The following is a 26,836-nucleotide window of genomic DNA, read 5'->3' on the forward strand; positions in this document are numbered from 1 at the left end:
CCGCATGAAATTCTTCGTAGACACAGCCGAGATCGACGCAATCGCCGAACTGAACGATCTGGGCATGGTGGACGGTGTCACCACCAACCCTTCGCTGATCCTGAAGTCAGGCCGCGATATTCTGGAAGTGACCAAGGAAATCTGCGATCTGGTCGACGGACCGGTCTCGGCCGAGGTCGTGGCAACCGAAGCCGACGACATGATCGCCGAAGGTCGCAAGCTGGCCAAGATCGCCCCGAATATCGCTGTCAAAGTCCCGCTGACATGGGCGGGCCTGAAAACCTGCAAAACGCTTAGTGACGAAGGCCAGATGGTCAATGTGACCCTCTGTTTCTCGACCAATCAGGCGATTCTGGCCGCCAAAGCCGGCGCAACTTTCATCTCGCCCTTCATCGGACGTCTGGATGACATCAACCTAGATGGCATGGACCTGATCGCTGATATCCGTCAGGTCTATGACAATTATGGGTATGAGACCGAAATCCTCGCCGCGTCGATCCGCACCGTGAACCACGTGACCGACAGCGCCCGCATCGGTGCCGACGTGATCACCGCGCCACCCGCCGTGATCAAGAAGCTGGCCGATCATCCGCTGACCGATAAAGGCCTTGAAACCTTCCTGTCCGATTGGGCGAAAACGGGTCAGAAAATCCTCTGATTCTGCGCGAACCCGCGCGGCGCCCCTGGCGCCGCGCTCGGCCCAGCTGCTTTGAATCTGATCTCGGATCAGATCTTTGCAGACCGGAGTTTTCCCGACCACATTCCCCGCGAAATTCAAATTGACGCTCATTTTTCCCGAGGCAGATCCGGCAAGCCGTGCTATAAGGCCGAAAAATAAAAAAGACCGGACAGGACATGAGCAGCAACACCATACTCAAGGACACCTTGCGCGAGGCGATTCTGGCCGAACCAGATGCCATTCTGGATGACAAGGACCTGATGCAGGCCCTCGTCACCGCAAATGAGCAGGCGCGCGGGAATAACGTCATCGACCTGCGCGGCATAGCTATGCAACGGCTCGAGGCCCGGCTGGACCGGCTGGAGGATACGCACCGCTCGGTCATTGCGGCAGCCTATGAAAATCTGGCCGGCACAAATCAGGTTCATCGGGCCATTCTTCGGCTACTTGAACCGGTCGGATTTGAGGAATTCCTGCATATACTTGGTGCAGATGTGGCTGACATACTGCGTGTCGAACGCATTACGCTGGTTCTTGAAACGACGGCAGTCCAGAAAGACCCGGCAATCTCAAGACTGGCAGGCGTGCTGGCCATCGTCGAACCCGGTTTCGTCGACAACTATCTGACCTTTGACCACAGCGGCCCTGCACGCGAGGTCGTCTTGCGTGAAATCATCCACCCCGCGCACAGGATATTCGGCAGTGATGCGGATCACCTGCGCTCCGAAGCTTGTCTGAGGCTGGATTTGGGCGAAGGCCGCCTGCCTGGCATGATCATCATGAGCGCAAAAGACCCCAGGCACTTTACGCCAAAGCTGGGCACGGATCTTCTGACTTTCTTTGCTGGTGTCTTCGAACGGTCGATGCGCCATTGGCTGTCGTGAGCCTTATTTCTCCGGCTTTTCGTGACGCACTGCAAAACTGGCTTGATGGCCTGGGGGCCTTGTCAGGCCGGTCCGAAAACACGCTGACCGCCTATCGGGGGGATGTGTCCGAATTTCTGTCCTTCATGACACTGCACCATAGCGAAAGTCAGGGGATGGCGACGATTGCACGGATTACAATCTCGGACATGCGGGCATGGATGGCCGATCAGCGCGCATCCGGCGTTGGCTCGCGCTCGCTTGCGCGCAAACTTTCCGCCGTAAAAACCTTCTACCGTTGGCTTTCGGAGCGTGAAGGGTTTGAGCCGACCGCAGTTCTGTCGACCCGCGCCCCCAAATTTACCCAAAAACTCCCTCGTCCCATGGCCGAGGATGCCGCACGTGCGATGATTGAAACGGTCGAGATGCAATCAGCCAGCGACTGGGTTTCTGCCCGCGACGTTGCGGTCGTTACTCTTTTATATGGCTGCGGCTTGCGTATTTCCGAGGCTCTCTCACTGACCGGAGCGGATACCCCTTTGCCCAACTCGCTGCGGATCACCGGCAAGGGCAACAAAGAAAGGATCGTTCCGGTCCTGCCAGTCGCGCAAACAGCTGTAGATCAATATGTAAAGCTGTGCCCCCACCCCCAATCCAGGGAGAAGGCACTGTTTCGCGGGGTTCGCGGAGGCCCCCTGAACCCCCGAGCCATTCAGGGGGTGATGGCCAAAGCGCGCCAGCAGCTTGGGCTGCCTTCCACTGTAACACCCCATGCCATGCGCCACAGTTTCGCGACCCACCTGCTGTCTGCGGGCGGTGATCTACGCACCATTCAAGAATTGCTGGGCCACGCATCGTTGTCCACCACCCAGGCATATACTGCGGTCGACACGGCGCGCCTGATGGAAGTTTACAACCGCACCCACCCAAAAGCCTGAGCAAACGCTATCCATATTGACCGGGCTTTTGGTTTGCATCTGGCCCGTGCATCATTCAAGAGACACCATGACACACAGATTCAAAGCTCTTTCCGTACATCTATTCACCGCGACCGGCGCTGTATTTGCAATGCTCGCCATGCTGGCCGCCGTCGAAGAGAAATGGAGCCTGATGTATCTGTGGCTGGTCGTCTCGTTCATTGTGGACGGTATCGATGGCCCCTTGGCGCGGCACTATCACGTCAAAAAGAACGCCCCGGAATTTGACGGCGTGCTTCTGGATCTGATCATTGATTACCTGACCTATGTGTTCATCCCGGCCTTTGCCCTGTTCAAATCGGGCTTGATGGACGGCTGGACCGGCTGGTTCGCCATCATTGTCATCACCTTTGCCAGCGCTATGTATTTTGCCGACACTAGGATGAAGACGAAGGACAATTCCTTTTCCGGCTTTCCGGGCTGCTGGAACATGTTCGTCATTGTGATCTTCGCGCTCGAGCCCAATTTCTGGGTTATCCTGCTGCTGGTGACGCTGCTTTCGCTGGCGATGTTCCTGCCATTGAAGTTCATCCACCCGGTGCGCACGGAACGTTGGCGCAATGTGTCATTGCCGATGGCATTTGCCTGGACCTTCTTCGCCGGATGGGCTGCCTGGGTCGATTTCCACCCCGGAAGCTGGGCCCATTGGGGTCTGGTGATCACCAGCTTGTATCTGGTGTTCGCAGGAATTGCCCAGCAGGTGATCCCGCCACGCAAAGCATAAGGTCACAGGACCTCCTGCACCTCGAACTCGGTTCCGTTATGAGCGAACACATCACCCTGTTGCAGGCCGGCCATCGCCAGGTAAATAGGGCTTTGGGTTGAGATGCCCATATAGGTTTTGCCGTCCACTTCGAACCGCGTGGTCGAGACGCAGACCACAAAGCGCCGGTTGTTGAACTTGACCACCGCACCCGGTTGCACCCTGTCGGTCAGATCAAAATCCGTATTCTCGATTACATCGATCTTGGCATGATGCGCATGCACCGGCGCATCGAAGGCTGCTGCCAGATCGGCATTCTCGCGCGAGGCTGCGATGTCATCCTTGTCATGCCCTTCCCGGTCATCAAGCTGCGAATCTTTCAGGAAAGCGTCGTAATGCGCCTGTGCGGTCGCAAGCTCTTGCTCCTCAAGCGACATAAGGCGGTCGATGATGGCCTTTTTACGAACTGCCAAGTCTGGTTGATCGGTCATACCATGCGATCCTTTGAAATCTCTATTTGAAACAAATTGGGCATCAACCAGCGGGATTGCAACAGAATTCCGCTTTCTAGATCAGCAGACCGGCGGCGCGTTCATGGCGCAACAGCGCGACTTTGGTTTCAATCCCGCCATCACCTGAAAACCCGCCCAGCCCGTTTGCGGCCAGCACCCGGTGGCAGGGGATAATCACCGGAATGGGATTGGCGCCACAGGCCTGCCCCACAGGTTGCGGGGGCTGACCGAGTTCCTTCGCGAGATCACCATAAGTTCTGGTTTCGCCCAGCGGAATGGCAAACATCAGGTCGCAAACCTGACGCAGGAATTCCGACCCCTCGATACGGTAAGGCAGATCGAACCTGTCCAACCGCCCCTGATCATAGGCGTGCAGCTGCGCGGCGGCCTCCTGCAACAGGGGCGTGACTTCGCCCTGATTGCCGCCATTCCAGATCAGACGCGTCACCGCGCCATCTGTTTCTTCAACACCCAAAGTCCCGAAACGGGTCTCAACCGCAATCATTCCCATGCGAACAGGCTGACAGAAACCGCGCGCATCACAACCCGAATTCTGCGGATCCGGATCTTCATCTGGCCAAAAATACCTCGGAGCGCGAGGCAGAGCCTCGCAAAAGACTCCGCCTCTGCCGCAGAACGTCGACTAGTTCAGCGCGTCGTTACAGCGCCCGCACACGCCGTCATGTGCATGGCGCCCCACATCAGGCAGGATTTTCCAGCAGCGCTGACATTTCTCGCCCTCAGCCTTTTCGAACACCACGGCCACGCCCTCGATTTCCGGCAGGCGGAACGCCTCGGCCGGGGCCGGATCTCCGGTGACGGTCAAACCGGACGTGATGCACATGTCATCGACGTCAAACGTTGCCAGAAGATTGCGGGTTTCACCATCTTCGACATGCACGATCGGTGCGGCCTCAAGGCTGGAACCGATGACCTTATCCTGTCTCTGAACTTCGAGCGCGGCAGTCACAGCGCGCCGGACCCGGCGGATCTTGGCCATGCCAGCCTCAAGCTCGGTATTGCGCCAGTCGGCAGGCGTCTCCGGGAAGTCCACCAGATGGACCGAGCTGTCGTCACCCGGGAAACGCTCCAGCCAGACCTCTTCCATAGTGAAGACCAGAACTGGGGCCAGCCATGTGGTCAGACGGTGGAACAGTATATCCAGCACGGTGCGCGCGGCACGACGGCGCAGATTATCGCCGTCGCAATACAGCGCATCCTTGCGGACGTCGAAATAGAAGGACGACAGATCAACGGTTGCAAAGGTGAACACCGTACTGAACACGCCCTGGAAGTCGAAAGACGCATATCCTTTTCGCACCTGTTCATCCAAATCGGCCAGACGGCTGAGCACCCAGCGTTCCAGGCGCGGCATATCCGCAGGGTCCACCCGGTCGGCCTCAGAAAAATCAGCCAGCGAGCCCAGCATGAATCGCATCGTGTTGCGCAACCGACGATAGCTGTCGGCGGTGCCCTTCAGGATTTCAGGTCCGATCCGCTGGTCAGCGGTGTAATCGGTCTGAGCCACCCACAGGCGCAGGATATCGGCACCGTATTGCTTGATGACCTCTTCGGGCACGATGGTGTTTCCCAGCGATTTGGACATCTTGTTGCCCTTGGCATCGAGCGTAAAGCCATGGGTCACCACGTTGCGATAGGGCGCGCGGCCCTTGGTGCCACAGGCCTGCAGCATGGACGAATGGAACCACCCACGATGCTGGTCGGTGCCTTCCATATATACATCGGCGATGCCGTCCTCGGTGCCGTCCTCACGGTCGCGCAGCACAAAGGCATGGGTCGAGCCCGAATCGAACCAAACATCCAGAACGTCGAACACCTGATCCCAGTCATCCGGGTTATAGTCATTGCCCAGGAAGCGCTCTTTCGCGCCGTCAAGATACCAGCAATCGGCCCCGTCATGTTCAAACGCTTCTTTGACGCGCGCATTCACGCCAGGGTCGCGAAGCAGAAAATTGGGATCGGTCGGCAAAGCGCCCTTCTTGGTAAAGCAGGTCAACGGTACGCCCCAGGCGCGCTGGCGCGACAGAACCCAGTCTGGCCGGGCCTCGATCATGGAATACAGACGGTTCCGGCCGGTCTGCGGGGTCCATTTCACCAGCTCGTCGATCGAACGCAGGGCGCGTTCGCGGATGCTATCGCCCATTTCGCCCATGCCGTCGTCCAGTTTGCGGTCGACCGAGGCAAACCATTGCGGCGTGTTGCGATAGATGATCGGAGCCTTCGAGCGCCAGGAATGCGGATAGCTGTGCTTGATCTTTCCGCGCGCCAGCAACCCGCCAACCTCAACCAGCTTATCGATCACGGACTTGTTGGCATCACCCTCACCGCCCTTGCGGGACAGGATGTATTTGCCGCCAAAGAACGGCAGATCAGCGCGGAACGAACCATCGTCCATCACGTTATAGGTGATGACCTGCTCCAGCATGCCAAGATCACGGTAGAGCTCGAATTCCTCCATCCCGTGCGACGGCGCGCAATGAACAAACCCCGTTCCTTCTGTGTCGGTCACGAACTCAGCCGCGCGGAAGTCGCGGATGTCATCCCATTCGCCATTACCGCCCTCGGCCCCGGCCAGCGGGTGGGCCAGTTGGACAGATGACAGCTCATCTGCTGTGACATCACGGACGCGGGTCCACTGGTCGTCATTCAGCCGGGCGCGGCCCAGCACGTCAGCGGCCAGATTGTCCGCCAGCAGGAACTTGTCGCCAACAGCAGCCCAGCATTCCTCTGGCGCATCAGTGACTTCGTACAGCCCGTAGGAGATGTCCTTGCCATAGACCACAGCCTTGTTCGACGGCATGGTCCAAGGTGTCGTCGTCCAGATCACAACAAACGCGTCATCCAGATCGCCCGCATTCACAACCTTGAACTTCACCCAGATGGTGAAGCTTTCCTTGTCGTGATACTCGACCTCGGCTTCGGCCAGCGCGGTTTTTTCAACCGGCGACCACATGACTGGCTTGGACCCCTGATAGAGCGTTCCGTTCATCAGGAACTTCATGAACTCATCCGCGATCACAGCCTCGGCGTGATAGTCCATGGTGATGTAGGGATCGGCCCAGTTGCCGGTGATGCCCAGACGCTTGAACTCTTCACGCTGGATGTCGATCCAGCCCTCGGCGAACTTGCGGCATTCCTGACGGAAGTCGACAACGTTCACCTCGTCCTTGTTCTTGCCCTTCTTGCGATACTGTTCCTCGATCTTCCATTCGATCGGCAGACCGTGACAATCCCATCCTGGCACATAGCGCGCGTCGTGGCCCATCATCTGATGGCTGCGCACGATCATGTCTTTGATCGTCTTGTTCAGCGCGTGACCGATATGAAGGTGACCGTTCGCATACGGAGGGCCATCGTGCAAGGTAAAGGGCGTGCGGCCCTGTTTTTCACGCAGGCGGTCATAGACACCGATCTCTTCCCAGCGTTCCAGCCATGCGGGTTCGCGCTTGGGCAGGCCTGCGCGCATGGGGAAATCGGTTTTCGGCAGGTTCAGCGTGTCTTTGTAATCAGGTGTTTGGGTCGTGTCGGCGCACATTGGGGGCGTCCTTTGGATGATCTGGTCGTATTGGGATCGAAGCGGTCGGTGCGAGTTCTCAAACACCTTTGCCCGGCGTCTCAGTGGTCAGAGCGCCGGGGAAATAATTCGAATAATGATGGCCAGACGGGCATACATGGCCGCGCTTATAGGACGCCGACAGCTAATGGTCCAGAGGTTCCGCCCCTTGTGGCGATTGGCGCAGCTTTGCCCAGCGATTCAGCCACGCCAAACCGGCCAGTGCAAGCCCCAGCGCCAGCAGCGAAAAGACCCGGATCAGGCCGCCCAGCCCGGCGATGTCGATCAGAAATACCTTAGCCACGGCCAGTCCGATCACAGCCAGCCCCACTTTGCGCAACAGGTCGGACCGACGGGCCAAAGATTGATAAAACAGCGCCGCGCCTGCAATCAAAAGGGCCAAGGTATAGGTGTAAAGCTCTGGTTGGCTGACCCCAGCCCCGACATACATGCCACCGGGACCCTGCCAGAAATGACGAATAGAAGCACCCAGCCAATATGCTGCAAGCGCACCCGCAAGACCGAAACAGCCCTGCCGCAACCAAACCGGCATCTGTTCAATGCGCCAGGCTGACATGGCAAGGACCCCGGCAGGAAGAAGGTAGGCTATGGCAAGCGTGTTCATCAGCGCAGGCCCCAACACGGGATCACTGTGCACATAAAGAACGGGATTTGCCTCGGTCAGCGCTTGCGCAAGTCGGAACAGGGCATGGGCGGCAAAGAACGCCGCCAGCCCATAGCGGACATAGTTCAACGGCCCGCCCAAATCGAACCGCCGTATCTGTGCCGCCGCCAACAGCAGCCAGATCACCGCCATCAGGCCCAACCCCCAATGGCTATCCTCCATCCCGCCTTGACCGAACCCTTCCAGCCAGCGCAGCAGCAGCAATGACAGCAATATCCCCGCGGTTGCCCAGGCTGCGCTTTCCAGCAGCAAGATTGCAACGGGGCGGTTCAATCCCCGGATCAGGCCCCAGGCGAGAACATATCCAAGGGTGGCGGCGCCATAGACCAACGTCATTTCACCGACCGGCACCGTATTGGCCCAGTACAGGCCCGGGTTCAGGATCAGCCGCACAGTCACCGTGAAGACCCCGGCCCAGATAAACCAACTGAGCTGAGGCAGGTTGAACCGACGATCCAGCGCGGCAGCGGCTACAACGGTCACAACCAACGCAATCGTCAAGGCGCCAGAACTCAGCACGATGACACAGGCAAATGCAAGACAGGACAGCGCGGATAACGTGGCCAGCGCAGGACGTATACGTTGTTCACCATCCACGCGCGCATAGCGTTCGGCAAAGACCACCATCAAGGCACCCAGAGCCATTGCGTGCAGCCCCCAGAAATACGCGCCCAAAACCTCGGCCGGGCGCCAAGCGATCTCAAGAGCGATGGCAAGTATAGGTGCGGTTATTACCGCCCCAGCCGCCCAGACCACGCCATGGCGCCCCTGCTGCATCGACCGCCACGCCGCCGCAACCGAAAGGGCTGCACTCAGTGCCACAAGCAATGTCACGACAAAGGGAAAATCCGCCTCGGGGGTTTCGGCATAGGTCTCAGCAAAACGCTGTGCGACTTTGCCCCGATCCCACCCCTGGAGAAATACGAGCCAGACAAGGCCAACAATCGGGAAAACACTGATGTCCTGAAGTGCCCTCGCCCCGCTTGTCCAAACGATCATCGCAAAGGCCAGACCAGCCAAAAGCGACAGGCTCAACCAGAACTCACCGGCGGAATCCGGCCAGTGCAGCGCCAGGATGGCCGAGCTGACCGCAACTGCACCAAATGCCAGACGCGTCGGAAACTCGGGCCATGCCTCGCCGCTTTGGCGTCGGGTCATTTCGCTGACCATCGGGCCGGTGTGATCAGGCCAAATTCGCCGGACCGGAATCGCAATAGTGATGAGCGCAAAGGCGGTGATGCAGGTCAGATAGCCCGGCTCTGTCATCGGTTCCGACAGGACCAGCAGCAGACACGAAGAATAACCTCCGACCAGTGTCAGAACCGAAATCCACGCCCATCGGCGGACGGTGTCTATGCCCAGGCCCAGAACCGTTATGGTCAGGAAGTAGCCATATAACCAGGTCGGATCATCCGAAGAGCCACCGACCAAGAATGGGGAGGCAAAGGCACCTGTCAGTCCGACAGCTGCCAATAGCGGACCATGGAACCAGCCCAAAACCAACCCGACAGATGCAACGCCAATCATGGCGACAAGCGCAAATTCAGGGCCGATCAAGCCATATAGTTGCCGCGCCGCCAGAACGCCGCCAAACAGTGTGACCAGCCCCGCGCCTGAGAACACCGAGGGCAAATAGGCGCTCGCGGAGTCCACGCCATCGCCATAGCGCCTGCGAATGACCTCTCCGCTGACAATCAGCGCCGCGCCAAACAGCAATGCGGCAACGACACGTGCCGACGGCGGCAGTAACCCGTTCTCGACGCCGTATTGCACCAAAAAAATTCCCGCCAGTGCCAGCGACAGTGCCGAAACGACATAGAACCAGTTTTCCTGCAGCCATTCCTGCAGCAACGCGAAACGGTCAGAGCTGAAAACCAGTGCTTCTTGAGGAGATTGCGGGGGGATTGGCTGTTCGGTCTCAGGTTGGTCGGCTATCGGCCACACTGGAGGCGCTTTGGCCGGAATAGTCTGCGCCTTGGACTCGGGCTCTGTCGCGAGTTCTGGTTCAGTATTGGTGCCATGTTTCAGTGACAGGATGTCCGCCTCTAACTGGACGACCCGCCGCCGCAACCGAACCTGACTGACAAGCAGCAGCACAATGGTCAAAGGAATAGCCAGCGCAACCAACGCAAGAAGGACCAGAAGGGATTCCAACCTGTTTCTCCTATCAAGTTCTCTGCAGGCTAACCTGATGCATCAGGTAGAAACAGTCCGGAATACCGTCCTGCATACCGCGACACGGCCTGAAATCAAAACAGGTCTATTGAAGGGCGGGAAACCATCAGCCAGACTATGGCCAAAACGGCCAGAAATGCGGGGATCCCACATGCAAACCAAAGCCGGAACAATATGAAATACGAACGCGGCAAAGCAGCATCGCGATCTGCCGCCTCTTGCGCGAAGTTCCGCATCTTTATCTGCATCCAGACGACCGGCAGCCAGAAGACACCGGTCAGGACATACAGCAATAGTGACAGCAGCACCCACCCTTCGACCAGTGACCAGCCCAATCTGAAGGCCAGCAAGCCACCTGAAATTGGCTGCAAAACAACGGCGGTTGTGGTGAACAGCATATCGGCCAGCACCACGATTGCCGCCGTCTGGGCGATGAAACGCGGGTCGCGTGACCGATGGGCCATCAGCATGAAGAATGCGATTCCGGCCCCGGTTCCCAACAAGACGCAGGCCCCGATCACATGAAACCAGCGCAAGATCAGATCCGGGTCCATCATCGGCTTTTCACCATTGGCAGTGCGACCAGAGACAACATGATCGCGGGCATGACCTTAACAAGCGGTCCAAGCGGGTCGAGCCACAAGACAGGAGCCGTAATTGAGGCCGCCAATAGGTAGAAAACCGCCACACAAAGTTGAGCGATGCAGGCGCGTTCTGCCCATGGTCGCCAAAGGATCGCAAGCCCCAGAAAGATATCGACACATGACCAGAACAGCACGCTGGCCACAGCGGCACCACTGGTCCAGCCTGCGACGGTTAGGACTTGTGTGGCTTGCGGCAGGCTCAGCAATCCGAAAACACCTGAGAGAACCCAGAAAAGGCTGAGCACCGCAACCGTCAACGGCATCAGCAACGACATCCGTGCAGCCAACCTGTGTTCGCGGGAACAGGCCATGCTGCGATAAATCTCGGGCATCGAACCCATGGATTCGCCTGTCACCCTGCGAAAAGGGGCCGGGTCGCCAAGAACTCCGGTAGCCATGACCGTCATTGCGTTGCTGCGAAGGGGCGAACGCCACCCCAAGCGCCCAAGTTGATCGGCGCAACCGGCGGCGAACTTAGCAACCACAGCCGGTGCCGTTATCCGAACACGTGCCTTCGGGAACCCCATCCAATGGCGGGTTTCGTCCAGAACCTCGGACAGCGAATGAGCCTGATCCTCGACCAGATCATAGGTACCCTGTGGCAACGTCTCATCAACGGCCGCCGCCACGGCGCTGCACAAATCGGCCATTCCAACACATTGAACCAGCGTCTGCGGATAGGCGATCGGTTGCACAAGCGGAATTGCGGCCAGCATGCGCAACAAGGTCGTTCCACCATAGTCAGTCTGTCCGATCACAAGGCCCGGCCTTAGAATCCACAGCGGCACACCACTGGCCTGCAAGGCGGCATCCCCGGAGGCTTTGGTGCGCATGAATTCCGTGTCTGCCTCTGGGCTGCTTCCGGTTGCAGAAATCTGAACCAAAGCAATCTCGCGCGCGGCGCAGGCCTGCCCGAGGGCGGCAATCGCAGTGTGATGCACCGCCTCAAGATCGTCCTTTGGTCCGTCCTGCAACGCCCCGGCGCAGTTCACGATACAATCAAAACCTGACAGAATTTCCAGCCAATCGTGTGGGTGCGTGAGCTGGCGCAAATCTCCCTGAGCCAAAGACATCCCGGGCAGGATTTTCTCACCCAGGTTTGTATCGCGCACAAGGCCGCATACATTGGCATCTCGATCCGAAAGAGACCGCATCATCGCCGCGCCGATAAACCCATAAGCGCCTAGAACAAGTATATTTTTCCCAGAACCTTGCATCGGGTACCTAACCTGCTGAAGTTGCGCCCCAACCTAGCGGGTCGAGCGGCAGCCGTCTGCGGCACCGGGCAAACTGCGACAATTCCGACCGCTAGGGGTGAAACAGTGAACCGACGAAATAGGCGATTGCGGCAGCGGCCCCACCAATCAGCAGCGTTTCGATCCCTGACCGCCACCACGGAGCCAGCGACCAGCGGCTTTTGAGGGCACCAATGGCAAAGAAAACACCCATCGTCATCCAGGCCGAAGCAGCAAATGCCCGGTCCACCGAAAACAGAAACGGCAAAAGCGGAACCATGCCGGCCACAAGAAAGGCAAAAAACGTCGCCACCGCAGCTTTGCGCGGATGCGGATCGACGCTGCCCAGGCCATATTCTCCCTCGATCATCAGGTCGATCCAGTTGTCATGGTTTTCCGTGATCGCATCGGTGGCTTCGTCCAGCACACGGCCCGACAGTCCTTTCTGGGCTAAAATCTCGCGCACCTCGTTCCGTTCACCATCGGGGTAAAGATGTATATGACGCTCCTCGATCGCGCGAATGCGCCGGATGTTATCCAGTTCAGCCTTGGTGCCCGAGTAATTCCCCGCCGCCATCGAAAACCCGTCAGCCAGCACATTGGCCAGCCCCAGCGCTATGATGATGAACGGTGACAGCCCCGCCCCGGCAACGCCCGCAACGATGGCAAAAGTGGTGACTGATCCATCGATCCCGCCGTAAACCACATCACGCAAAACGCCACGCCCCGGCGGCGCGTTGATACGTGCCGCGATTTCTTGCTGGCTGTGTCCATGGTCTGTCATACGTGCCTCCTGCTTTGTTATGATGCGCGGCTGGCAGGAACGCTTTGTCTCAGGTCAAGTTTTCGAAAACAGCCCCGCCAGCGCACGCTTGATCATCGACCGGGTCGAGGGCTTGTGACGGTCCGAGAACGGTAAAGGACGGCAGACCTCCATCGCGGCCACGCCGACGCGCGCGCTAAGCGCCCCGTTAACCAGGCCTTCGCCAAACCGCCGCGACAGTTTGCTTAGGACAGAGCCGCCCAGCACCGGTTCCAGCAAGTCATCGCCCATAGCCACGGCGCCGGTTGCAACCAGATGCACAAAGACCGCCCTGGTCAGGCGCCAACTGCCCAGAAAACCGGCCCTTCCACCATAGATCTCAGCTATGCGCCGGATCATTCGCAACGAGGCTGCCAAAGCCGTCGCCACATCCGCAAGAGCCAAAGGAACCAGAGCGGTCACCGTCGCGACCTGACGCGCTGCGGCCTCGACTTCTCGACTGGCCGCGGCATCCAGAGGGGCCAGCAGCTCGTCCTCGGCCAGAGCCATCAGATCCGAGGCATCGAAAGGCTCGGCGATACGTTCGGCCAGCCTATCGCGGCCCCATCGAACGTCCTCGCGCCCGTTGTAAAATGCCAACAACCGGTTGGTTACGGCGCGGGCTTGCGTCAGATCCGCCTCTGCCAACGCGGTGTCTGCGGCGCGACGGATTCCATCAACACGCGAAAGCCGCCCGATCGCGGCAAGTTCTCGCAAAGCGATGATCAGGGCAACCAGCAGCAACGCGCCAATCAGGCCAGTTACGACCCATCCCAAAACCGGCGCGCGCAACAGCAAAGCGGTCACAAAATCCCATGCCGCCACCGAGACAACCGCGCCGATGACCGCCGCCGCCAGTCCCCAGAACCAGCGTGACAGGGCCGACGGTTTCCGTGCAGCCAGACGCGCGGCGGCCTGCATCGCCTTCCCCTGTGGTTCGCACGCATCCGGAACGGGCGGTGCCAAAGCGACATCCGCAACAGGTTCCTCGGGATCAAGATCGATCAGAACTGGACCCTTAGCCATCAGAAGCCCTTTCTCTGTTCCAGACAAATTTGATGTCCGGCAGGTTTTCGTCATTATCGGCCCCGTCACCGCGGGCAATCTCTGCAAATCCGTTGCGCTCGTAGAATCTTCGCGCGCCATGGTTGGCCTGAAAGGCGAACAGGGACAGCTTTTGTCGGCCAGATTTCGCCTGATCCAACAGGCGCTGCCCGATGCCCTGATTGCGCGCTGACGCACGCAGGTAAAGCGAATGGACCTCTGAACCATTCAATGCCAGAAAACCAACTACACCATCCTCGTTTTCAGCAACGGTGATCCAGTCGCGATCAATCATCACGCCGCAAAAGGCGATGGTTTCGGCACAGGAATGCAGCTCTGGCATCCACTCATTTTCACAAGCAAAACCATGCAGGATTTTCCCCGTCGCGCCAGCATCCGTGCTTCGCGCAGGGCGGAGCGTTACGGTCATAGCCGGTCTCCGATCAGGAACTGGGCCGCGCGATCAAGCCGGATATGGGGCGGGCCGTCACCCGATCGCAGGGTCAGGTTCGCAGGCGCAAAACTCATGAACCCATAGTCTTCGCCCAGCCAGCTTTCTGCTCCGCTGCGGGCTGCCCCCAACAAATGAGCCGGGTCTTCGGGCAACTCACCGGGGTAGAAGGCCGCCTGCTTGCCATCAAGCAAAGTGCCCCGCACGCAGGCAAGCGGCACTCCTTCATGGGTTCGCATCTCTTCGGTTGTTGCCCGCAAAGCCGCCAGTGACACAGCCGAGGTCTCGGCCCCGGCAAAACTGGCGCGGTCACGGGCGTCGCGTGTCAACGCCTCCATGATGCTGGTCAGACGTGGATGCTGCAGGTGGTGCAAATGATCGGCCTTGGTGGCGGCAAACAAAATGCGCTCGACCCGTTTGCCCAGAAGATACTGGCTGAGCCACGCGTTGCGCCCCGGACGGAAGGCCGACAGGATATCTCCCATCGCCAGGCGCATATCCTCAACCGCTTTCGGCCCTTTGTGAATCGCACCCAGCGCGTCGACCAGAACAACCTGTCGATCGATCCGGGCAAAATGTTCGCGAAAGAACGGTTTGACCACGCGCAATTTATAGGCTTCGTAGCGCCGCGCCATTTCGCGGTGCAGGCTGTTACGGGTGGCGACCCCTTCGACTGGCAGCGGCGCGAAGGTCAGAACCGGTGATCCCGCCAGATCACCCGGCAACAGGAACCGCCCCGGCGTACAATCGTAAAACCCGGCATCGCGCGCCGTGTTCAGATAGCCCGAGAACGCCTGCGCCAAAGATTGCGCCACCGGCTCATCATGTTTTGCCTCTGGCGCGACCGCTTTGGCCTGCGCCAGAAACTCTTGTGCCTCGGCCCGCTCTGTGATGCGGTTCAGCGTTTCGGTTGACCAGTCGTCATATGATTTGTCCAGCAGGGCCAAGTCCAGCAACCATTCGCCCGGATAATCTACAATATCCAGATGCACGGTTCGCGGCCCCTTCAGGCCAGACAGCAGACCGGCAGGGCGAACCTTGAACGACAGGCGCAACTCGGACACGGCGCGGGTGCTTTCGGGCCAATGCGGGTTTGTCCCGGTCAGCGCAGCAAGATGGTTTTCATAGTCGAACCGGGGCACGGTATCATCCGGCTGCGGCTGAAGGTAAGCTGCGTTGATCCGTCCCTCATGCTGCGCAACAAGGCCGGGCATTCGCCCACGGTCCAGCAGATTTGCAACAAGCGAGGTGATGAACACCGTTTTGCCCGAACGCGCCAACCCGGTGACACCAAGGCGGATGACCGGCTCGAACAGAGCTTCGGAAACGCTGTCGCCCACGGATTCCATGCCGCGCACAAGACTGTCTGCCATAGATGAGATGACCAAGCCGTCGCCCCGCTTTTATCGTTTCGCTCAAGATAGGTAGCCACCGTCCGACATGCCAGCGCTTTCCGGCCCCTTGCCCGCCGCCGCGCAGCACGGTACCAGCGGCCCATGCCCAGATACGCGTTGAAAGTCGAATATCACGGAAAGCCGTTTGCCGGGTGGCAAAGGCAGAAAGATCAGCCCTCGGTTCAGGGGGCGATCGAAGAGGCTTTGTCGCGGATACAACCGGGAGATCACACGATCGCTGCGGCGGGTCGCACCGATGCCGGTGTCCACGCGCTAGGACAGGTCGCCCATTGCGACCTGATCAAGGAATGGGACCCTTTCCGACTGTCCGAAGCGTTGAACTATCACCTCAAGCCGCAACCAGTGGCCATCGTGAAAGCCGCACGGGTGGACGATGACTGGCATGCACGGTTCTCGGCGCTTGAACGGCAATATCTGTTTCGCATCCTGATGCGCCGCGCGCCTGCAACCCATGACGCGGGGCAGGTTTGGCAAGTCAGTCACCCGTTGGATATTGATGCGATGCAGGCCGCGGCGGACATGCTGATCGGACGGCATGATTTCACCACGTTCCGGTCCACGATCTGTCAGGCGGCCAGCCCGGTCAAGACGCTGGATGAGTTGCGGGTGGAACAGGTGCAGGGCTTTTCAGGCCCCGAGGTTCATTTCCACGTCCGGGCACGGTCGTTCCTGCACAATCAGGTGCGCAGCTTTGTCGGCACGCTGGAACGTGTCGGCGCCGGGTCCTGGACGCCCGAAGATGTGCGCGAAGCGCTGCACGCTGAGAATCGCGCCGCCTGCGGGCCGGTTTGCCCGCCACAGGGGCTGTATCTTGCGCGGGTCGGCTATCCGAACCCGGTGTTCGACTAAAGCGCGCGCAGTAAAAGGCCACCAGCTATCACCGCAATCAGCAACCCGGCGACCAGTTCGATGGTTGGGGCCAGCACCTGTGCAAACCGCGTCGCTGAGGCCGAGGCCAGCATCCCCCCGCGCAGACCGAAAGAGGTCCACCCGACCAGAGTGGTGACAGTCGCAGTGCCCAGCGCCATGCAGAACGCCCCGGCGATGCCAACGATGGCGATGCCCATCTGCCAGGTCAGGATCAACACAAACAGCGCCCCGGTACAGGGGCGTGCGGCGATTCCAGCGATCAGCAACGCCGCCTCGCGCAGGCTACCGACCTGCGCCACCTCATCCGCGGACGGACCATGCCGGTGGCCGCAATCCGAACAGGTTTCGTGGTCGTGGTGATGATGATTTGCACCGTGATCCCGGCTGCGTTTGGCAAAGCTGCGCAAGGCGCGAAACACTAGCCAAAGCCCGATCGCAGTGATCGCCCCATAGCTGACTGGGGCCATGATTTGCTCCGTTGTGTCGACCAGTCTTTCCCGAGACATCTGGAACACCAGCACACCGGCATAGACCAGAACAATCGCGGTTACGGCCTGTCCAAGGCTGGACAACACACTGATCGCTGAAAGCCGCCAGAACGCCACACGCCGGCCAAGCCCATAGCCACCGATCAGGACTTTGCCATGCCCAGGACCGATGGCGTGGAAGAACCCGTAAGCGAAGCACACCGTCAACAAAGTCATGACCGCCTGAGGTTGTTCGGCGCGGGCAGCGCGCAGAGACCGCGCAATCTGGTTCTGAAATGCACGCTGTTCACCGGCAGCCCATGCCGCAAGTTGGTCAAACCCGCCGCTGAACCAGAACCAGAGCAGAACTCCGACCGCCAGAACAAACGGGACAATCAGGTATTTGGACATGAAATTCGGATCTCGGTTGCAAAGTTTTCGCCCACCATCGGGATGTCATTTTCCTCAAGGTCGTAATTGGCATCCAGCGTCAGCAGAAACGCCTGCATTTGGGCAAGCTGTCCGTCGACATCCGGCTCGACGCGGTCAATCTGGCAGGTCTTACTCCCCGAAACCGTCACCGGACGCGTCAGGTCATATGCGGTATAATATGTCTCATCAAACGCCTTCGCCGATAAGGCGGTGGCCGGTACAGGCCCACCTTCGACACTGCGCAGATGCGAGGTCACGATGCGCCCGTCCTCCATCAATGCTTTCGGCTCCAGTGGGCCAGAAAGCGGCAATACCTCAGACTCGGACCAGACGACCAGATCACCGTTATAGCCTTGATCCCACTGTGCATCGAACCCGGACAGATGATCCTGTTCACTTTTGCTGAGGATACCGTCGCCATCCTGATCCAGCTTCATGTCCTCGAGGACAAGCAAAGAGTAAAACTCGTCATAGGCCCAGGTCACACGGACATGGGTCAGCTGCCCCGAAGCGTCCACGACGAATTCCAGCCCCGTGTCGATAAAGACATGCGGGTGCGTCATCGCCGGGATCGGCAAACAGCAGGTCACTAGGGTCACAAGCCAGCGCATGGGCGAAAGATAGGGTGTCGGCCTGCGCCCGGCAATCCCATTTGGGCCGGGCGCGCAGAAGCTGGCCGATGGCTCAGGCAGGTGGGAACAACACAAGGGTCTGCAGGGCTGTTCCAACCGGCCCTTGGGTGTCATACAAAACCGATTGCGACATGCCGATACCCGAGGGTTGCCAATGGCAGACAGACTCGGAGGCCAGCCAATCCGAGACCGGCTCGCGGTGCACTTGAACCGTCAGATCGGTATTCATGAACCCCATCTCGGTTGTGGGGGCATTCCACGAAATGCCATTGCCGCAATCAGCCAGTGGACACAGCGCCTGAATCGGAGATTGCACCTCGTCCCCAAGCAGCGGAGGCGTGCGCATCCAGATCGTTTTGGGACCGACGCCCTGATTTCCACCCTTGGGATAGAGGACATCGGAATAGGTCGCAAACCCAGGAAGATCGTGCCGAATTTCGCCGATGGGAAATGGGCCGTCCACCGAGTCCGCCAGTTGCGGAGATGAGAGAGCGACATTGGGAACCGGGCCAAGGTCGCGGCGGGCAAGGTGCATAGTTGTGGCTACGGCACATAAAGTGTTGTCCAGATCGTGCACAGTAACCCGAGTGGTCGCCAGCGTTCTGGTGTGCCGCGTCGTCTCGGCCGCAACCCGCAACCCGGACAGGGGCAGCGGGCGCAGCAGATCGACCGTCAGCCGGGTCAGCATCTTGTCCGGACCAATTTCAGATTCCGCCGCGCGCACGATCAGACCGCTGACCGGACCAGCATGGCAATGTTCGGCAGACCACGGACCCCGCGCCGGGTCATTGCCGACAAAAACCCCATCCGCGCGAAGTCTGAAATAAGGCAACCTGGACATGTCAGATTTCAAGACCACTTGGGACCTCAGACCTTTTCCTGTGTATGCTTTTTCAGCTCGGTCCGTGCGACCTGACGACGATGCACCGCGTCCGGCCCATCGGCCAGCCGCAGGGTCCGTACATGCGTCCATGCGGTCGCCAGCGGCGTGTCCTGACTTACCCCTTGCCCGCCATACATCTGAACCGCCTCATCAATCACCTTCAATGCGACCCGCGGTGCCACGACCTTGATCTGGCTGATCCACGGGGCCGCCGCGCGCGCATCGCCCTGATCCATGTACCAAGCAGCCTTGAGGCAAAGTAGCCGGGCCATTTCGATCTCCATCCGGCATTCGGCTATGATATCGAAATTCGCCCCAAGCTGCGCCAGCTTCTTGCCAAATGCTTCGCGTTGCAGCGACCGTTTGCACATCTGCTCCAGGGCCATCTCTGCTTGCCCAATAGCGCGCATACAGTGGTGAATACGTCCCGGCCCCAATCGACCCTGAGCGATCTCGAACCCACGCCCTTCGCCCAGCAGGATATTCTCGGCAGGCACCCGGACATTGGTAAAGCGAATATGCATATGCCCGTGCGGCGCATCATCATGGCCGTAGACTTCCATCGGGCGCAGCACTTCGATCCCCGGCGTTCCCGCCGGCACCACGATCATCGACTGGCGTTTGTGAACAGGCAGGTCATCACCGCCAGTTCGGACCATTACGATATAGACCTTGCACCGCGGATCACCGGCGCCTGAGGCCCACCATTTCTCGCCATTCAGAACGTAGGAATCGCCGTCCAGCACACAGGACATCGAAACATTGGTGGCATCAGACGAGGCGACATCCGGTTCGGTCATAAGATAGGCCGAACGGATTTGCCCATCGAGCAGCGGCTTGAGCCACTCTTGCTTCATCTTTTCGGACCCGTACCGCTCGAATACTTCCATGTTGCCCGTATCTGGGGCTGAACAGTTGAAGATTTCTGCACCCAGCGGGGTCTTTCCCATTTCTTCAGCAAAAAAGGCGTATTCCACAGTTGTCAAACCCAGCCCTTTTTCACTGTCGGTCAGCCAGAAGTTCCACAATCCCGCCGCCTTGGCCTTGGCTTTCAACCCTTCAAGGATATCCGCCTGCCGGTCGGTATATTGCCAGCGGTCACCTTTGTTGATTTCAGCATGGAACTCTTCTTCCAGCGGCATGACTTCATTTCGGATCATCTCTGTTACGCGGGTCAGCAGTTCGCGGTTTTCCTCGCGCAGGCCGAATGACATGTTCATGAGTTTTCTCCTCCGCCCCGACACGCGGGCATTACCTTTGGGCCGAGAATGACTTAGCCACCGTCATGATGTCCAGTTGGGTGACGGGACGTCACCCACCCCATATGAGATTAAACGGGTGCAGTAACCGGAGACTGGCGACCGTATAGCCGTCAATAACCTGCGTCGCGCGCGGGTGTAGCAACCCAATTAGGGTGTGAAAATCCAGTTACCATTGGCATCCTGGCACCTGCGGGATCTGATCTCACGGGTCTGCTCGGCACTCGGAGGTCGGATAAAATGCTGCAGATGCACGCAATTATCGCGGACCTCGCGCACACGGACGGTGCCCTTGGCCCCGGTCTCGGTGCTGATCCATTCACTTTCGGCACCAACCTGCGGCAAACCACTGCCCAGCATGGTGTCTGTGGTTGCACTCAGCAATGTGAAATCATCCGGGCTCAACCCCGACTCTGCGATGATGCGAGACAGCGGTTTCGCGCTGCCGGCAACACCAATGCTCAGTACCAGAACACCTGCAACTAATAGTGATCCCCAAATTCTCATACCGCCTCGCAATTCTGCAACCAATTTACATTCAAGGATATACCCGCGAAGGCACAGGGCCAAGCCCTAGTCTGCAACCTTCAAATTATCCCGAAGAAACCTATTGCAACTCTGACGCTAGGCCATGCCGAGCGTCCCTCGCATAGTGCACGAAACACGAACCAGAGGCATTTGATGGCACACCCGACTTATTATGCGCCCCATGGCGGACACCCCGGACAGGACACCCTGTTAACTGATCGCGCCATGTTCACCGAGGCCTATGCCGTTATACCCAAGGGTACGATGCGCGACATCGTCACCAGCTATCTGCCCTTCTGGGAAGACACCCGCCTGTGGGTTCTGGCACGCCCCCTTAGCGGGTTCGCCGAAACCTTTTCGCAATACATAATGGAGGTCCAACCCGGTGGCGGTAGCGATACGCCCGAAACGGACCCCGCAGCGCAGGCGGTCTTGTTCGTTGTCGAAGGGGCGGTCACATTGACGCTTGAGGGAAGTGTTCACGTTTTGGAAACTGGTGGATATGCCTATATCCCCGCTGGTTCCAAATGGGCGTTGCGCAACCATACGGAGCAGCCAGCGCGGTTTCATTGGGTTCGAAAGGCTTATGAGGCAGTGCCCGGCCTGCCCAAGCCGGACCCGATCATCACCAATGAACAAGAGGTCGCCCCGATCGAAATGCCGGGCACCGAGGGTCGCTGGGCCACAACACGTTTCGCGGATCCGCAAGACCTGCGCCACGATATGCATGTCAACATCGTGACTTTTGAACCCGGCGGCGTGATCCCATTTGCCGAAACCCACGTCATGGAACACGGGCTGTATGTGCTGGAAGGCAAAGCCGTTTACCGTCTGAATCAGGACTGGGTCGAGGTCGAAGCCGGAGACTTTATGTGGCTGCGCGCCTTTTGCCCTCAGGCGTGCTATGCGGGCGGTCCCGGGCGGTTCCGGTATCTGCTGTACAAAGATGTGAACCGTCAGATGCCTCTTTCACCAGGCGGGCGCTAGGATAAATTCGGCCTTGGCGGAACTCGGCAAGCGCGGTAATCTGGTGGAATAACAAACGGTTTTAGTTCAGGAGATTGTACGATGGCACTGCGCAATGTAACGCTGGCACTGGCGGCTGCAATCGGCCTGACGGCCCTTGATGTGACCCCTGCAACCGCCAAAGAGACGAATACCGTCAACGTCATGAGCCGCACCTGGGCCATTACCCAGGTTTCGGAAGCTCCGGTCGTATACCGTGCCACACGTGATAACAACAATCTCAACCCATTCGGCCCCCCGCCCCGGCTGCGCACTATTCAGGCCATCGCGGCGATTCAGCAGGCAACCGGGTGCAAGCCGATTGTGGCCAGCATGTACCAGAACATCTCGGGCCAGTTCTTTTCACAGGTCAGCTGTAACTGACCCGGACAGGAAACTGGCATTGAGGTTAATTCAAGCCCCTGCCATAGCTTGCGCATGAAACTCGCAATTAACGGATTCGGCCGCATCGGCCGCACGATTTTGCGGCAGCTTCTGGCCATGCCGCCCGGTCACGACATCGAACTGGTGCTGATCAACGACATCGCACCGCTAGAGACCTGCGCCTATCTGTTCAAGTACGACAGCACTTTTGGGCCCTATCCGGGCAAAGTGGAACAGGGAAGTGCGCAACTGGTTGTCGATGTGCACGCTATTCCTATTACACACAGCCCCAACCTAAGCCGGGTTGATCTGTCCGGTGTAGATGTCCTGATGGACTGCACCGGCGTTGCCCGGACATCGGATGTTGCCAGTCAAGGCCTGACCGCAGGGGCAAGGAAAGTACTGATTTCCGGCCCCTCGCCCGCGACCGAGGCCACAATCGTTCTGGGCGCAAATGAGGATCATCTGGGCAATGCGCGGATCGTGTCAAATGCCTCTTGCACCACCAACGGGCTGGCTCCGCTGGTCAAGGTTCTGGACGGGATCGCTGGTGTTGCGTCGGGCCATATGACCACCATCCACTGCTACACCAACAGCCAGCCGATGATCGACGCTCCGCGTGGTGATCTGGCACGGTCACGCGCCGGAGCGCTGTCGATGGTCCCGACCACCACCAGCGCTATGCACTTGATAGACGAAGTCCTGCCCCATCTGGCCGGGCGCATCTCGGGCGCGGCGGTCAGGGTGCCTACGGCAAGCGTTTCCGCGGTTGATCTGATTGTGACGCTGAAGCGCGGCCTGAGCGCCTGCGATTTTGAAGCCGCCCTACGCGCAGCCGTTGCAGAGTCTCCCGTTCTGGGTTGGACGGATGAGCCGCTGGTGTCGTCCGATTTACGGACGCGGCCGGAATCTCTGATCATCGCAGGGCCAGAAACCCGGCAGATCGGCGAAACTCAGGTTCGTGTTTTTGGCTGGTATGACAATGAATGGGGGTTTTCAGCCCGCATGCTGGATGTCGCTCGTATGATGGCCGACACATAGGCGGACCGCGACCTAACGCGATCCGCCGATTTTCATTTGGTTACTTGCCGGGAAGGCTGCCCGACCCGTGCCCCGACATGCCGCCCGAAACTTCTTCGGTTGCCTCATCGGCCAACTCATCCGGCAGGATCAGATTCAGCACGATGGCGATCAGAGCCGCAGGCAGCAGCCCGCTTTTCATCAGGATGCCCAGAGTATCGGGCAAGTGTTGCACCGCACCCGGCTCGAGCTGGAGGCCGAACCCGATTGACAGCGCGATGGCAAAGATCACCATGTTGCGCCGATTCCAATCCACATCGGACAACATCGAAACACCCGCGGCGACAACCATCCCGAACATGACGATGACGCCACCGCCCAGTACTTCGATCGGAACGGTGCGGATGATCGCGCCAACCTTGGGCACCAGGCCGCACAGGATTAGAAACAAGGCGCCGATGGTGACGACATTTCGGCTCATGACGCCGGTCATCGCGATCAGCCCGACATTCTGGCTGAACGACGTGTTGGGTAAGCCGCCGAACACGCCCGCCAGGGCCGAGCCGAAGCCGTCAGCATAGGTTGCACCGGTGATTTCCTTGTCCGTGGCTTCGCGCCCGGCTCCGCCTTTGGTCACACCCGACACATCCCCCACCGTCTCAACTGCCGAAACAAAGGCCATCAGACAGAACCCGATTATGGCGGCGAATGAGAACTCGAACCCATACTTAAAGGGCACAGGCAGGGCGAAAGTTGCAGCGCGGCTCCAGCTTGTTCCGATTGCCTCAAACGTGATCATGCCAACCATCAGGGCATAGACATACCCAACCGCAAGACCAATCAGAACGGCAGAAACCGAAAGCATTCCGCGGGTAAAGAACTTCAGCCCCAGCGTTACCACAACCACGACCAAAGCAGCCGACCAGTTCAGCGCCGAGCCGTATTCAGGCGTTCCAATGGCCGGAACCCCTCCGGCGGCGTATTGAATGCCGACCTTGACCAACGCCAGACCAATCATTGTAACCACAAGGCCTGTGACCAGAGGTGGCAAGGCAAAACGGATCTTGCCAATCACCGTGCCCAGCAGGGCATGGAACACCCCACCGATAATGACACCTCCAAATAATGCGGCCAGACCATCGACGCCTTTGCCAGCAACCAGTGGGATCATGATCGGCAGAAACGCAAAGCTGGTGCCCTGAACAATAGGCAAAGCCGCTCCTACCGGGCCAATCGTCACCGTTTGCAGCAAGGTCGCGACGCCGGCAAACAGCATCGACATCTGGATCAGGTACAGCAGTTCGGGAAAATCGGGGGAGTTCGAACCGAACCCGAACCCGGCGGCCCCTGCAACGATGATCGCAGGCGTCACGTTCGAAACGAACATCGCCAGAACATGTTGAATGCCCAGCGGAACTGCCTTGTGCAGCGCCGGGGTATAATTTGGATCCCGAAGCTGTTCGGGTGTCCCTATTGAAGTGTCAGCCATGAGTTACTGTCCTCTCTGTCAGATTCACGGGGGTCTTACCGCTTATGCTGCGGCTTCATTTGGCTACGACACCACCTGATAAGGGGTATCGAACCAGTATTCTTCCAGGTTGGGCCCATCGCCGATCCGATCAACAACGGCGAACAATCCAGGGCCATGCAATGGTGTCAAAACGCCGTGCCACGTCCCACGATGATAATTCACCGCCTGACCGGGCCGGGTGACAAAGGCACACGGCTCGCCCGGTTGCCCGTCAACATCTGGTGCTACAACGACCAGAAAGGGTTGATGGGTCATGGGAACAAAGGCCTGACTGCCATCAGGATGCCGTTCAACCATATCCAACTGGTACGGCAGGGTTCGGGGGTTGGCGTTGAACAGGCTGATCCCGGCGCGGCCGCCCGCGAAATCAAGGGCCGCCCGGTCATGAAAACGCCCGCACTGGCCCTGGTTGATGATCTTGTCCGGGTCGCCCGATGCCTCGATCACATCTCCGAACGGGGCAAAAGCGTCAGGCGTTAAAGGAACAGTCCGGATCTGTTTCATGAAGGCAGCACATCCCTCAGGCGGAATTCGGCAATACGCTCGACCTGTCGGCAGGCCTCGGCGAATTCGGTTTCCCGGTCCTGATCTATCCGCCGCTGAAACGCCTGCTGGATAGAGGCTTTGTCATGATCACGCACAGCAATAATGAAGGGAAATCCGAACTTGTCGGTATAGCGCCTATTCAGATCGGTGAAGGCATCGCGTTCGGCATCCGTCAACGCATCCAGCCCCGCCGAGGATTGTTCCGCCGTGCTTTCCTGCGTCAGTCGCTTGGCCTGTGCCAGCTTGCCTGCCAGATCCGGGTGCGCGGTCAGCACGCCCAACCGCTCCTCATCCGAGGCCGAACGGAACATGCGCGTCAGTGCGTTGTGCAACCCGCCGGCAGTATCGTGAGCCGCGCCGAGTTCCAGCCCATGGGCGCGCTCTGCAATCCACGCCGAATGTTCGAAGATCCCGCCATAAGCGGCTACGAAAGCGTCCCGCGCCATTTCTGACGGCTTTGGACCTGATACAGGCGGGTGCTGCGCTGCCCAATGCTGGGCGATCTGCAGACGGGTCGCGAACCAGACATCCGAGTGCCCACGCGCATAATCCAGAAACCGTTTCAGCGCCATGACCCGACCTGGACGACCGATAAGGCGGCAATGCAGACCGATCGACAACATCTTGGGCGCACCGGCTTCACCCTCGGAATAAAGCGCGTCGAAACTGTCTTTGAGATAGGAATAGAACTGATCGCCTGAATTGAAACCTTGCGGCGTTGCAAAGCGCATATCGTTACAATCGAGAGTATATGGTACGATCAACTGGTCCCGGCCAGAGGCCTGCATCCAATAGGGCAGATCATCCGCATAGGTGTCCGCCACATAGGCAAAGCCGCCCTCTTCGGCCACCAGACGCACGGTGTTCTCGGAACACCGGCCGGTATACCAACCATAGGGACGTTCCCCCACGACCTCGGTATGCAGGCGGATGGCCTCTTCTATTTGAGCGCGCTCTTCCGCCTCAGACATATCCTTGTGTTCGACCCATTTCAGGCCGTGACTTGCGATCTCCCAACCTGCGTCTTTCATGGCGGCAACCTGATCGGGCGACCGTGCCAGCGCCGACGCGACACCGTAAACGGTTATGGGCAAGTCCTGCATCAAGCGGTGCAGACGCCAGAACCCTGCCCGCGATCCGTATTCATAGATCGATTCCATGTTCCAATGACGCTGGTCTGGCCATTGCGCTGCGCCGACAATCTCGGACAGAAAGGCCTCGGACGAGGCATCACCGTGAAGCACGCAGTTCTCGCCACCCTCTTCGTAGTTCAGCACAATCTGAACGGCCAGATTTGCTCCGCCAGGCCACTGGGCGTTTGGCGGGTTGGCTCCGTATCCGATCATGTCACGGGGATAGCGAGGGGGCTGCATGAATGTTCCGTCTCAGTTGTGTTACACTACCTACGCTTTACCGCAGAATTGGAAGCAGTATTATCAAATCAATCCGAACGCTGTTTCCTTTTCTTTCGGCATTCCCAAAGTCTCGGGTTTCGCCCCAGACTGCGTCAAACAATACTC

General features: G+C 58.9%; 26 protein-coding genes. 8 read left to right on the forward strand and 18 right to left on the reverse strand.

The window, feature by feature from the left end; genetic code table 11:
- Window positions 1-4: 4 nt before the first annotated feature.
- The 4 genes from fsa (at window position 5) to AC2FH8_RS19095 (ending at window position 3,243) form a co-directional block, all read left to right on the forward strand.
- Complete coding sequence (fsa, locus tag AC2FH8_RS19080) at window positions 5-658, forward strand: fructose-6-phosphate aldolase (protein ID WP_142640163.1); 654 nt, start codon at window positions 5-7, stop codon at window positions 656-658.
- A gap of 197 nt (window positions 659-855) precedes the next feature.
- A complete protein-coding gene (locus tag AC2FH8_RS19085; protein WP_496690474.1) occupies window positions 856-1,563 on the forward strand; it encodes a DUF484 family protein in 708 nt (235 codons plus the stop codon).
- Window positions 1,560-2,480, forward strand: coding sequence for a tyrosine recombinase XerC (locus AC2FH8_RS19090; RefSeq protein ID WP_496690475.1), 921 nt, complete (start codon window positions 1,560-1,562; stop codon window positions 2,478-2,480). The genes AC2FH8_RS19085 and AC2FH8_RS19090 overlap by 4 nt, the downstream gene beginning before the upstream one ends.
- A 67-nt stretch (window positions 2,481-2,547) precedes the next feature.
- Complete coding sequence (locus AC2FH8_RS19095; RefSeq protein ID WP_496690476.1) at window positions 2,548-3,243, forward strand: CDP-alcohol phosphatidyltransferase family protein; 696 nt, start codon at window positions 2,548-2,550, stop codon at window positions 3,241-3,243.
- Window positions 3,244-3,245: 2 nt separating this feature from the next.
- On the opposite strand, the gene AC2FH8_RS19100 is transcribed toward AC2FH8_RS19095, so the two are convergent.
- The 10 genes from AC2FH8_RS19100 to AC2FH8_RS19145 form a co-directional block, all read right to left on the reverse strand.
- Window positions 3,246-3,713 carry a hypothetical protein gene (locus tag AC2FH8_RS19100; protein ID WP_271952288.1) on the reverse strand — a complete coding sequence of 156 codons (468 nt, stop codon included), beginning with the start codon at window positions 3,711-3,713 and terminating at the stop codon, window positions 3,246-3,248.
- 76 nt (window positions 3,714-3,789) lie between these two features.
- On the reverse strand, window positions 3,790-4,245 hold the full coding sequence (locus AC2FH8_RS19105) for a methylated-DNA--[protein]-cysteine S-methyltransferase (protein WP_496690477.1): 456 nt from the start codon (window positions 4,243-4,245) through the stop codon (window positions 3,790-3,792).
- Window positions 4,246-4,377: 132 nt separating this feature from the next.
- Complete coding sequence (gene ileS / locus AC2FH8_RS19110; protein ID WP_496690478.1) at window positions 4,378-7,290, reverse strand: isoleucine--tRNA ligase; 2,913 nt, start codon at window positions 7,288-7,290, stop codon at window positions 4,378-4,380.
- Window positions 7,291-7,453: 163 nt separating this feature from the next.
- A complete protein-coding gene (locus tag AC2FH8_RS19115) occupies window positions 7,454-10,147 on the reverse strand; it encodes a DUF2339 domain-containing protein (protein ID WP_496690479.1) in 2,694 nt (897 codons plus the stop codon).
- Window positions 10,148-10,242: 95 nt separating this feature from the next.
- Window positions 10,243-10,722, reverse strand: coding sequence for a DUF2269 family protein (locus AC2FH8_RS19120; protein WP_496690495.1), 480 nt, complete (start codon window positions 10,720-10,722; stop codon window positions 10,243-10,245).
- Complete coding sequence (locus AC2FH8_RS19125) at window positions 10,722-12,029, reverse strand: SDR family oxidoreductase (RefSeq protein ID WP_496690480.1); 1,308 nt, start codon at window positions 12,027-12,029, stop codon at window positions 10,722-10,724. Before AC2FH8_RS19125 ends, AC2FH8_RS19120 begins: the two co-directional genes overlap by 1 nt.
- Window positions 12,030-12,120: 91 nt before the next feature.
- A complete protein-coding gene (locus tag AC2FH8_RS19130; protein ID WP_281973820.1) occupies window positions 12,121-12,831 on the reverse strand; it encodes a VIT1/CCC1 transporter family protein in 711 nt (236 codons plus the stop codon).
- 54 nt (window positions 12,832-12,885) lie between these two features.
- Complete coding sequence (locus AC2FH8_RS19135; protein WP_496690481.1) at window positions 12,886-13,875, reverse strand: YcjF family protein; 990 nt, start codon at window positions 13,873-13,875, stop codon at window positions 12,886-12,888.
- Window positions 13,868-14,323 carry a GNAT family N-acetyltransferase gene (locus tag AC2FH8_RS19140; RefSeq protein WP_271952301.1) on the reverse strand — a complete coding sequence of 152 codons (456 nt, stop codon included), beginning with the start codon at window positions 14,321-14,323 and terminating at the stop codon, window positions 13,868-13,870. Before AC2FH8_RS19140 ends, AC2FH8_RS19135 begins: the two co-directional genes overlap by 8 nt.
- On the reverse strand, window positions 14,320-15,732 hold the full coding sequence (locus tag AC2FH8_RS19145) for a YcjX family GTP-binding protein (RefSeq protein ID WP_496690482.1): 1,413 nt from the start codon (window positions 15,730-15,732) through the stop codon (window positions 14,320-14,322). The genes AC2FH8_RS19140 and AC2FH8_RS19145 overlap by 4 nt, the downstream gene beginning before the upstream one ends.
- 108 nt (window positions 15,733-15,840) lie before the next feature.
- Here AC2FH8_RS19145 and truA point away from each other — a divergent pair, with 108 nt between their 5' ends.
- Entirely contained in the window at window positions 15,841-16,608 is a 768-nt protein-coding gene (truA, locus tag AC2FH8_RS19150) for a tRNA pseudouridine(38-40) synthase TruA (RefSeq protein ID WP_496690483.1), read from the forward strand.
- Here truA and AC2FH8_RS19155 read toward each other — a convergent pair.
- From AC2FH8_RS19155 to AC2FH8_RS19175, 5 genes are all read right to left on the reverse strand, one after another.
- The gene (locus AC2FH8_RS19155; protein WP_496679194.1) at window positions 16,605-17,507 is read right to left on the reverse strand and encodes a nickel/cobalt transporter; all 903 of its coding nucleotides are present in this window, start codon (window positions 17,505-17,507) and stop codon (window positions 16,605-16,607) included. The two genes, truA and AC2FH8_RS19155, sit on opposite strands and share 4 nt — an antisense overlap.
- Window positions 17,492-18,139 carry a DUF1007 family protein gene (locus tag AC2FH8_RS19160; protein ID WP_142640130.1) on the reverse strand — a complete coding sequence of 216 codons (648 nt, stop codon included), beginning with the start codon at window positions 18,137-18,139 and terminating at the stop codon, window positions 17,492-17,494. The genes AC2FH8_RS19155 and AC2FH8_RS19160 overlap by 16 nt, the downstream gene beginning before the upstream one ends.
- Before the next feature lie 73 nt (window positions 18,140-18,212).
- The gene (locus AC2FH8_RS19165) at window positions 18,213-19,001 is read right to left on the reverse strand and encodes a thioesterase family protein (RefSeq protein WP_142640128.1); all 789 of its coding nucleotides are present in this window, start codon (window positions 18,999-19,001) and stop codon (window positions 18,213-18,215) included.
- 26 nt (window positions 19,002-19,027) lie between these two features.
- Window positions 19,028-20,263, reverse strand: coding sequence for an acyl-CoA dehydrogenase family protein (locus AC2FH8_RS19170; RefSeq protein WP_496690484.1), 1,236 nt, complete (start codon window positions 20,261-20,263; stop codon window positions 19,028-19,030).
- Between the two features lie 189 nt (window positions 20,264-20,452).
- Window positions 20,453-20,809, reverse strand: coding sequence for a hypothetical protein (locus AC2FH8_RS19175; protein WP_496690485.1), 357 nt, complete (start codon window positions 20,807-20,809; stop codon window positions 20,453-20,455).
- 174 nt (window positions 20,810-20,983) lie between these two features.
- Here AC2FH8_RS19175 and AC2FH8_RS19180 point away from each other — a divergent pair, with 174 nt between their 5' ends.
- The 3 genes from AC2FH8_RS19180 to AC2FH8_RS19190 all read left to right on the forward strand — a co-directional run bounded on the left by AC2FH8_RS19180 (window position 20,984) and on the right by AC2FH8_RS19190 (window position 23,260).
- Window positions 20,984-21,817, forward strand: a complete 834-nt coding sequence (locus AC2FH8_RS19180) for a bifunctional allantoicase/(S)-ureidoglycine aminohydrolase (protein ID WP_496690486.1) — start codon at window positions 20,984-20,986, stop codon at window positions 21,815-21,817.
- 81 nt (window positions 21,818-21,898) lie between these two features.
- On the forward strand, window positions 21,899-22,219 hold the full coding sequence (locus AC2FH8_RS19185) for a hypothetical protein (RefSeq protein WP_142640120.1): 321 nt from the start codon (window positions 21,899-21,901) through the stop codon (window positions 22,217-22,219).
- 54 nt (window positions 22,220-22,273) lie between these two features.
- Entirely contained in the window at window positions 22,274-23,260 is a 987-nt protein-coding gene (locus AC2FH8_RS19190) for a type I glyceraldehyde-3-phosphate dehydrogenase (RefSeq protein ID WP_496690487.1), read from the forward strand.
- Window positions 23,261-23,300: 40 nt separating this feature from the next.
- Here AC2FH8_RS19190 and AC2FH8_RS19195 read toward each other — a convergent pair whose 3' ends face one another.
- The 3 genes from AC2FH8_RS19195 to puuE all read right to left on the reverse strand — a co-directional run bounded on the left by AC2FH8_RS19195 (window position 23,301) and on the right by puuE (window position 26,689).
- On the reverse strand, window positions 23,301-24,728 hold the full coding sequence (locus AC2FH8_RS19195; RefSeq protein WP_142640116.1) for a nucleobase:cation symporter-2 family protein: 1,428 nt from the start codon (window positions 24,726-24,728) through the stop codon (window positions 23,301-23,303).
- A gap of 63 nt (window positions 24,729-24,791) precedes the next feature.
- Entirely contained in the window at window positions 24,792-25,274 is a 483-nt protein-coding gene (locus AC2FH8_RS19200; protein WP_496690488.1) for an ureidoglycolate lyase, read from the reverse strand.
- Window positions 25,271-26,689, reverse strand: coding sequence for an allantoinase PuuE (puuE, locus tag AC2FH8_RS19205; RefSeq protein ID WP_496690489.1), 1,419 nt, complete (start codon window positions 26,687-26,689; stop codon window positions 25,271-25,273). Before puuE ends, AC2FH8_RS19200 begins: the two co-directional genes overlap by 4 nt.
- Window positions 26,690-26,836: the final 147 nt, after the last annotated feature.

The sequence above is a fragment of the Ruegeria sp. CDSC025 genome, from assembly GCF_059610805.1.

Excerpts from the sequence above, each read along its gene's own strand:
- fsa (WP_142640163.1), top strand. The coding sequence starts at position 5 with ATGAAATTCTTCGTAGACACAGCCGAGATCGACGCAATCGCCGAACTG.
- AC2FH8_RS19085 (WP_496690474.1), top strand. The coding sequence starts at position 856 with ATGAGCAGCAACACCATACTCAAGGACACCTTGCGCGAGGCGATTCTG.
- AC2FH8_RS19095 (WP_496690476.1), top strand. The coding sequence starts at position 2,548 with ATGACACACAGATTCAAAGCTCTTTCCGTACATCTATTCACCGCGACC.
- AC2FH8_RS19100 (WP_271952288.1), bottom strand. The coding sequence starts at position 3,713 with ATGACCGATCAACCAGACTTGGCAGTTCGTAAAAAGGCCATCATCGAC.
- AC2FH8_RS19105 (WP_496690477.1), bottom strand. The coding sequence starts at position 4,245 with ATGGGAATGATTGCGGTTGAGACCCGTTTCGGGACTTTGGGTGTTGAA.
- ileS (WP_496690478.1), bottom strand. The coding sequence starts at position 7,290 with ATGTGCGCCGACACGACCCAAACACCTGATTACAAAGACACGCTGAAC.
- AC2FH8_RS19120 (WP_496690495.1), bottom strand. The coding sequence starts at position 10,722 with ATGGACCCGGATCTGATCTTGCGCTGGTTTCATGTGATCGGGGCCTGC.
- AC2FH8_RS19125 (WP_496690480.1), bottom strand. The coding sequence starts at position 12,029 with ATGCAAGGTTCTGGGAAAAATATACTTGTTCTAGGCGCTTATGGGTTT.
- AC2FH8_RS19130 (WP_281973820.1), bottom strand. The coding sequence starts at position 12,831 with ATGACAGACCATGGACACAGCCAGCAAGAAATCGCGGCACGTATCAAC.
- AC2FH8_RS19135 (WP_496690481.1), bottom strand. The coding sequence starts at position 13,875 with ATGGCTAAGGGTCCAGTTCTGATCGATCTTGATCCCGAGGAACCTGTT.
- AC2FH8_RS19140 (WP_271952301.1), bottom strand. The coding sequence starts at position 14,323 with ATGACCGTAACGCTCCGCCCTGCGCGAAGCACGGATGCTGGCGCGACG.
- truA (WP_496690483.1), top strand. The coding sequence starts at position 15,841 with ATGCCCAGATACGCGTTGAAAGTCGAATATCACGGAAAGCCGTTTGCC.
- AC2FH8_RS19155 (WP_496679194.1), bottom strand. The coding sequence starts at position 17,507 with ATGTCCAAATACCTGATTGTCCCGTTTGTTCTGGCGGTCGGAGTTCTG.
- AC2FH8_RS19160 (WP_142640130.1), bottom strand. The coding sequence starts at position 18,139 with ATGCGCTGGCTTGTGACCCTAGTGACCTGCTGTTTGCCGATCCCGGCG.
- AC2FH8_RS19165 (WP_142640128.1), bottom strand. The coding sequence starts at position 19,001 with ATGTCCAGGTTGCCTTATTTCAGACTTCGCGCGGATGGGGTTTTTGTC.
- AC2FH8_RS19170 (WP_496690484.1), bottom strand. The coding sequence starts at position 20,263 with ATGAACATGTCATTCGGCCTGCGCGAGGAAAACCGCGAACTGCTGACC.
- AC2FH8_RS19175 (WP_496690485.1), bottom strand. The coding sequence starts at position 20,809 with ATGAGAATTTGGGGATCACTATTAGTTGCAGGTGTTCTGGTACTGAGC.
- AC2FH8_RS19180 (WP_496690486.1), top strand. The coding sequence starts at position 20,984 with ATGGCACACCCGACTTATTATGCGCCCCATGGCGGACACCCCGGACAG.
- AC2FH8_RS19185 (WP_142640120.1), top strand. The coding sequence starts at position 21,899 with ATGGCACTGCGCAATGTAACGCTGGCACTGGCGGCTGCAATCGGCCTG.
- AC2FH8_RS19190 (WP_496690487.1), top strand. The coding sequence starts at position 22,274 with ATGAAACTCGCAATTAACGGATTCGGCCGCATCGGCCGCACGATTTTG.
- AC2FH8_RS19195 (WP_142640116.1), bottom strand. The coding sequence starts at position 24,728 with ATGGCTGACACTTCAATAGGGACACCCGAACAGCTTCGGGATCCAAAT.
- AC2FH8_RS19200 (WP_496690488.1), bottom strand. The coding sequence starts at position 25,274 with ATGAAACAGATCCGGACTGTTCCTTTAACGCCTGACGCTTTTGCCCCG.
- puuE (WP_496690489.1), bottom strand. The coding sequence starts at position 26,689 with ATGCAGCCCCCTCGCTATCCCCGTGACATGATCGGATACGGAGCCAAC.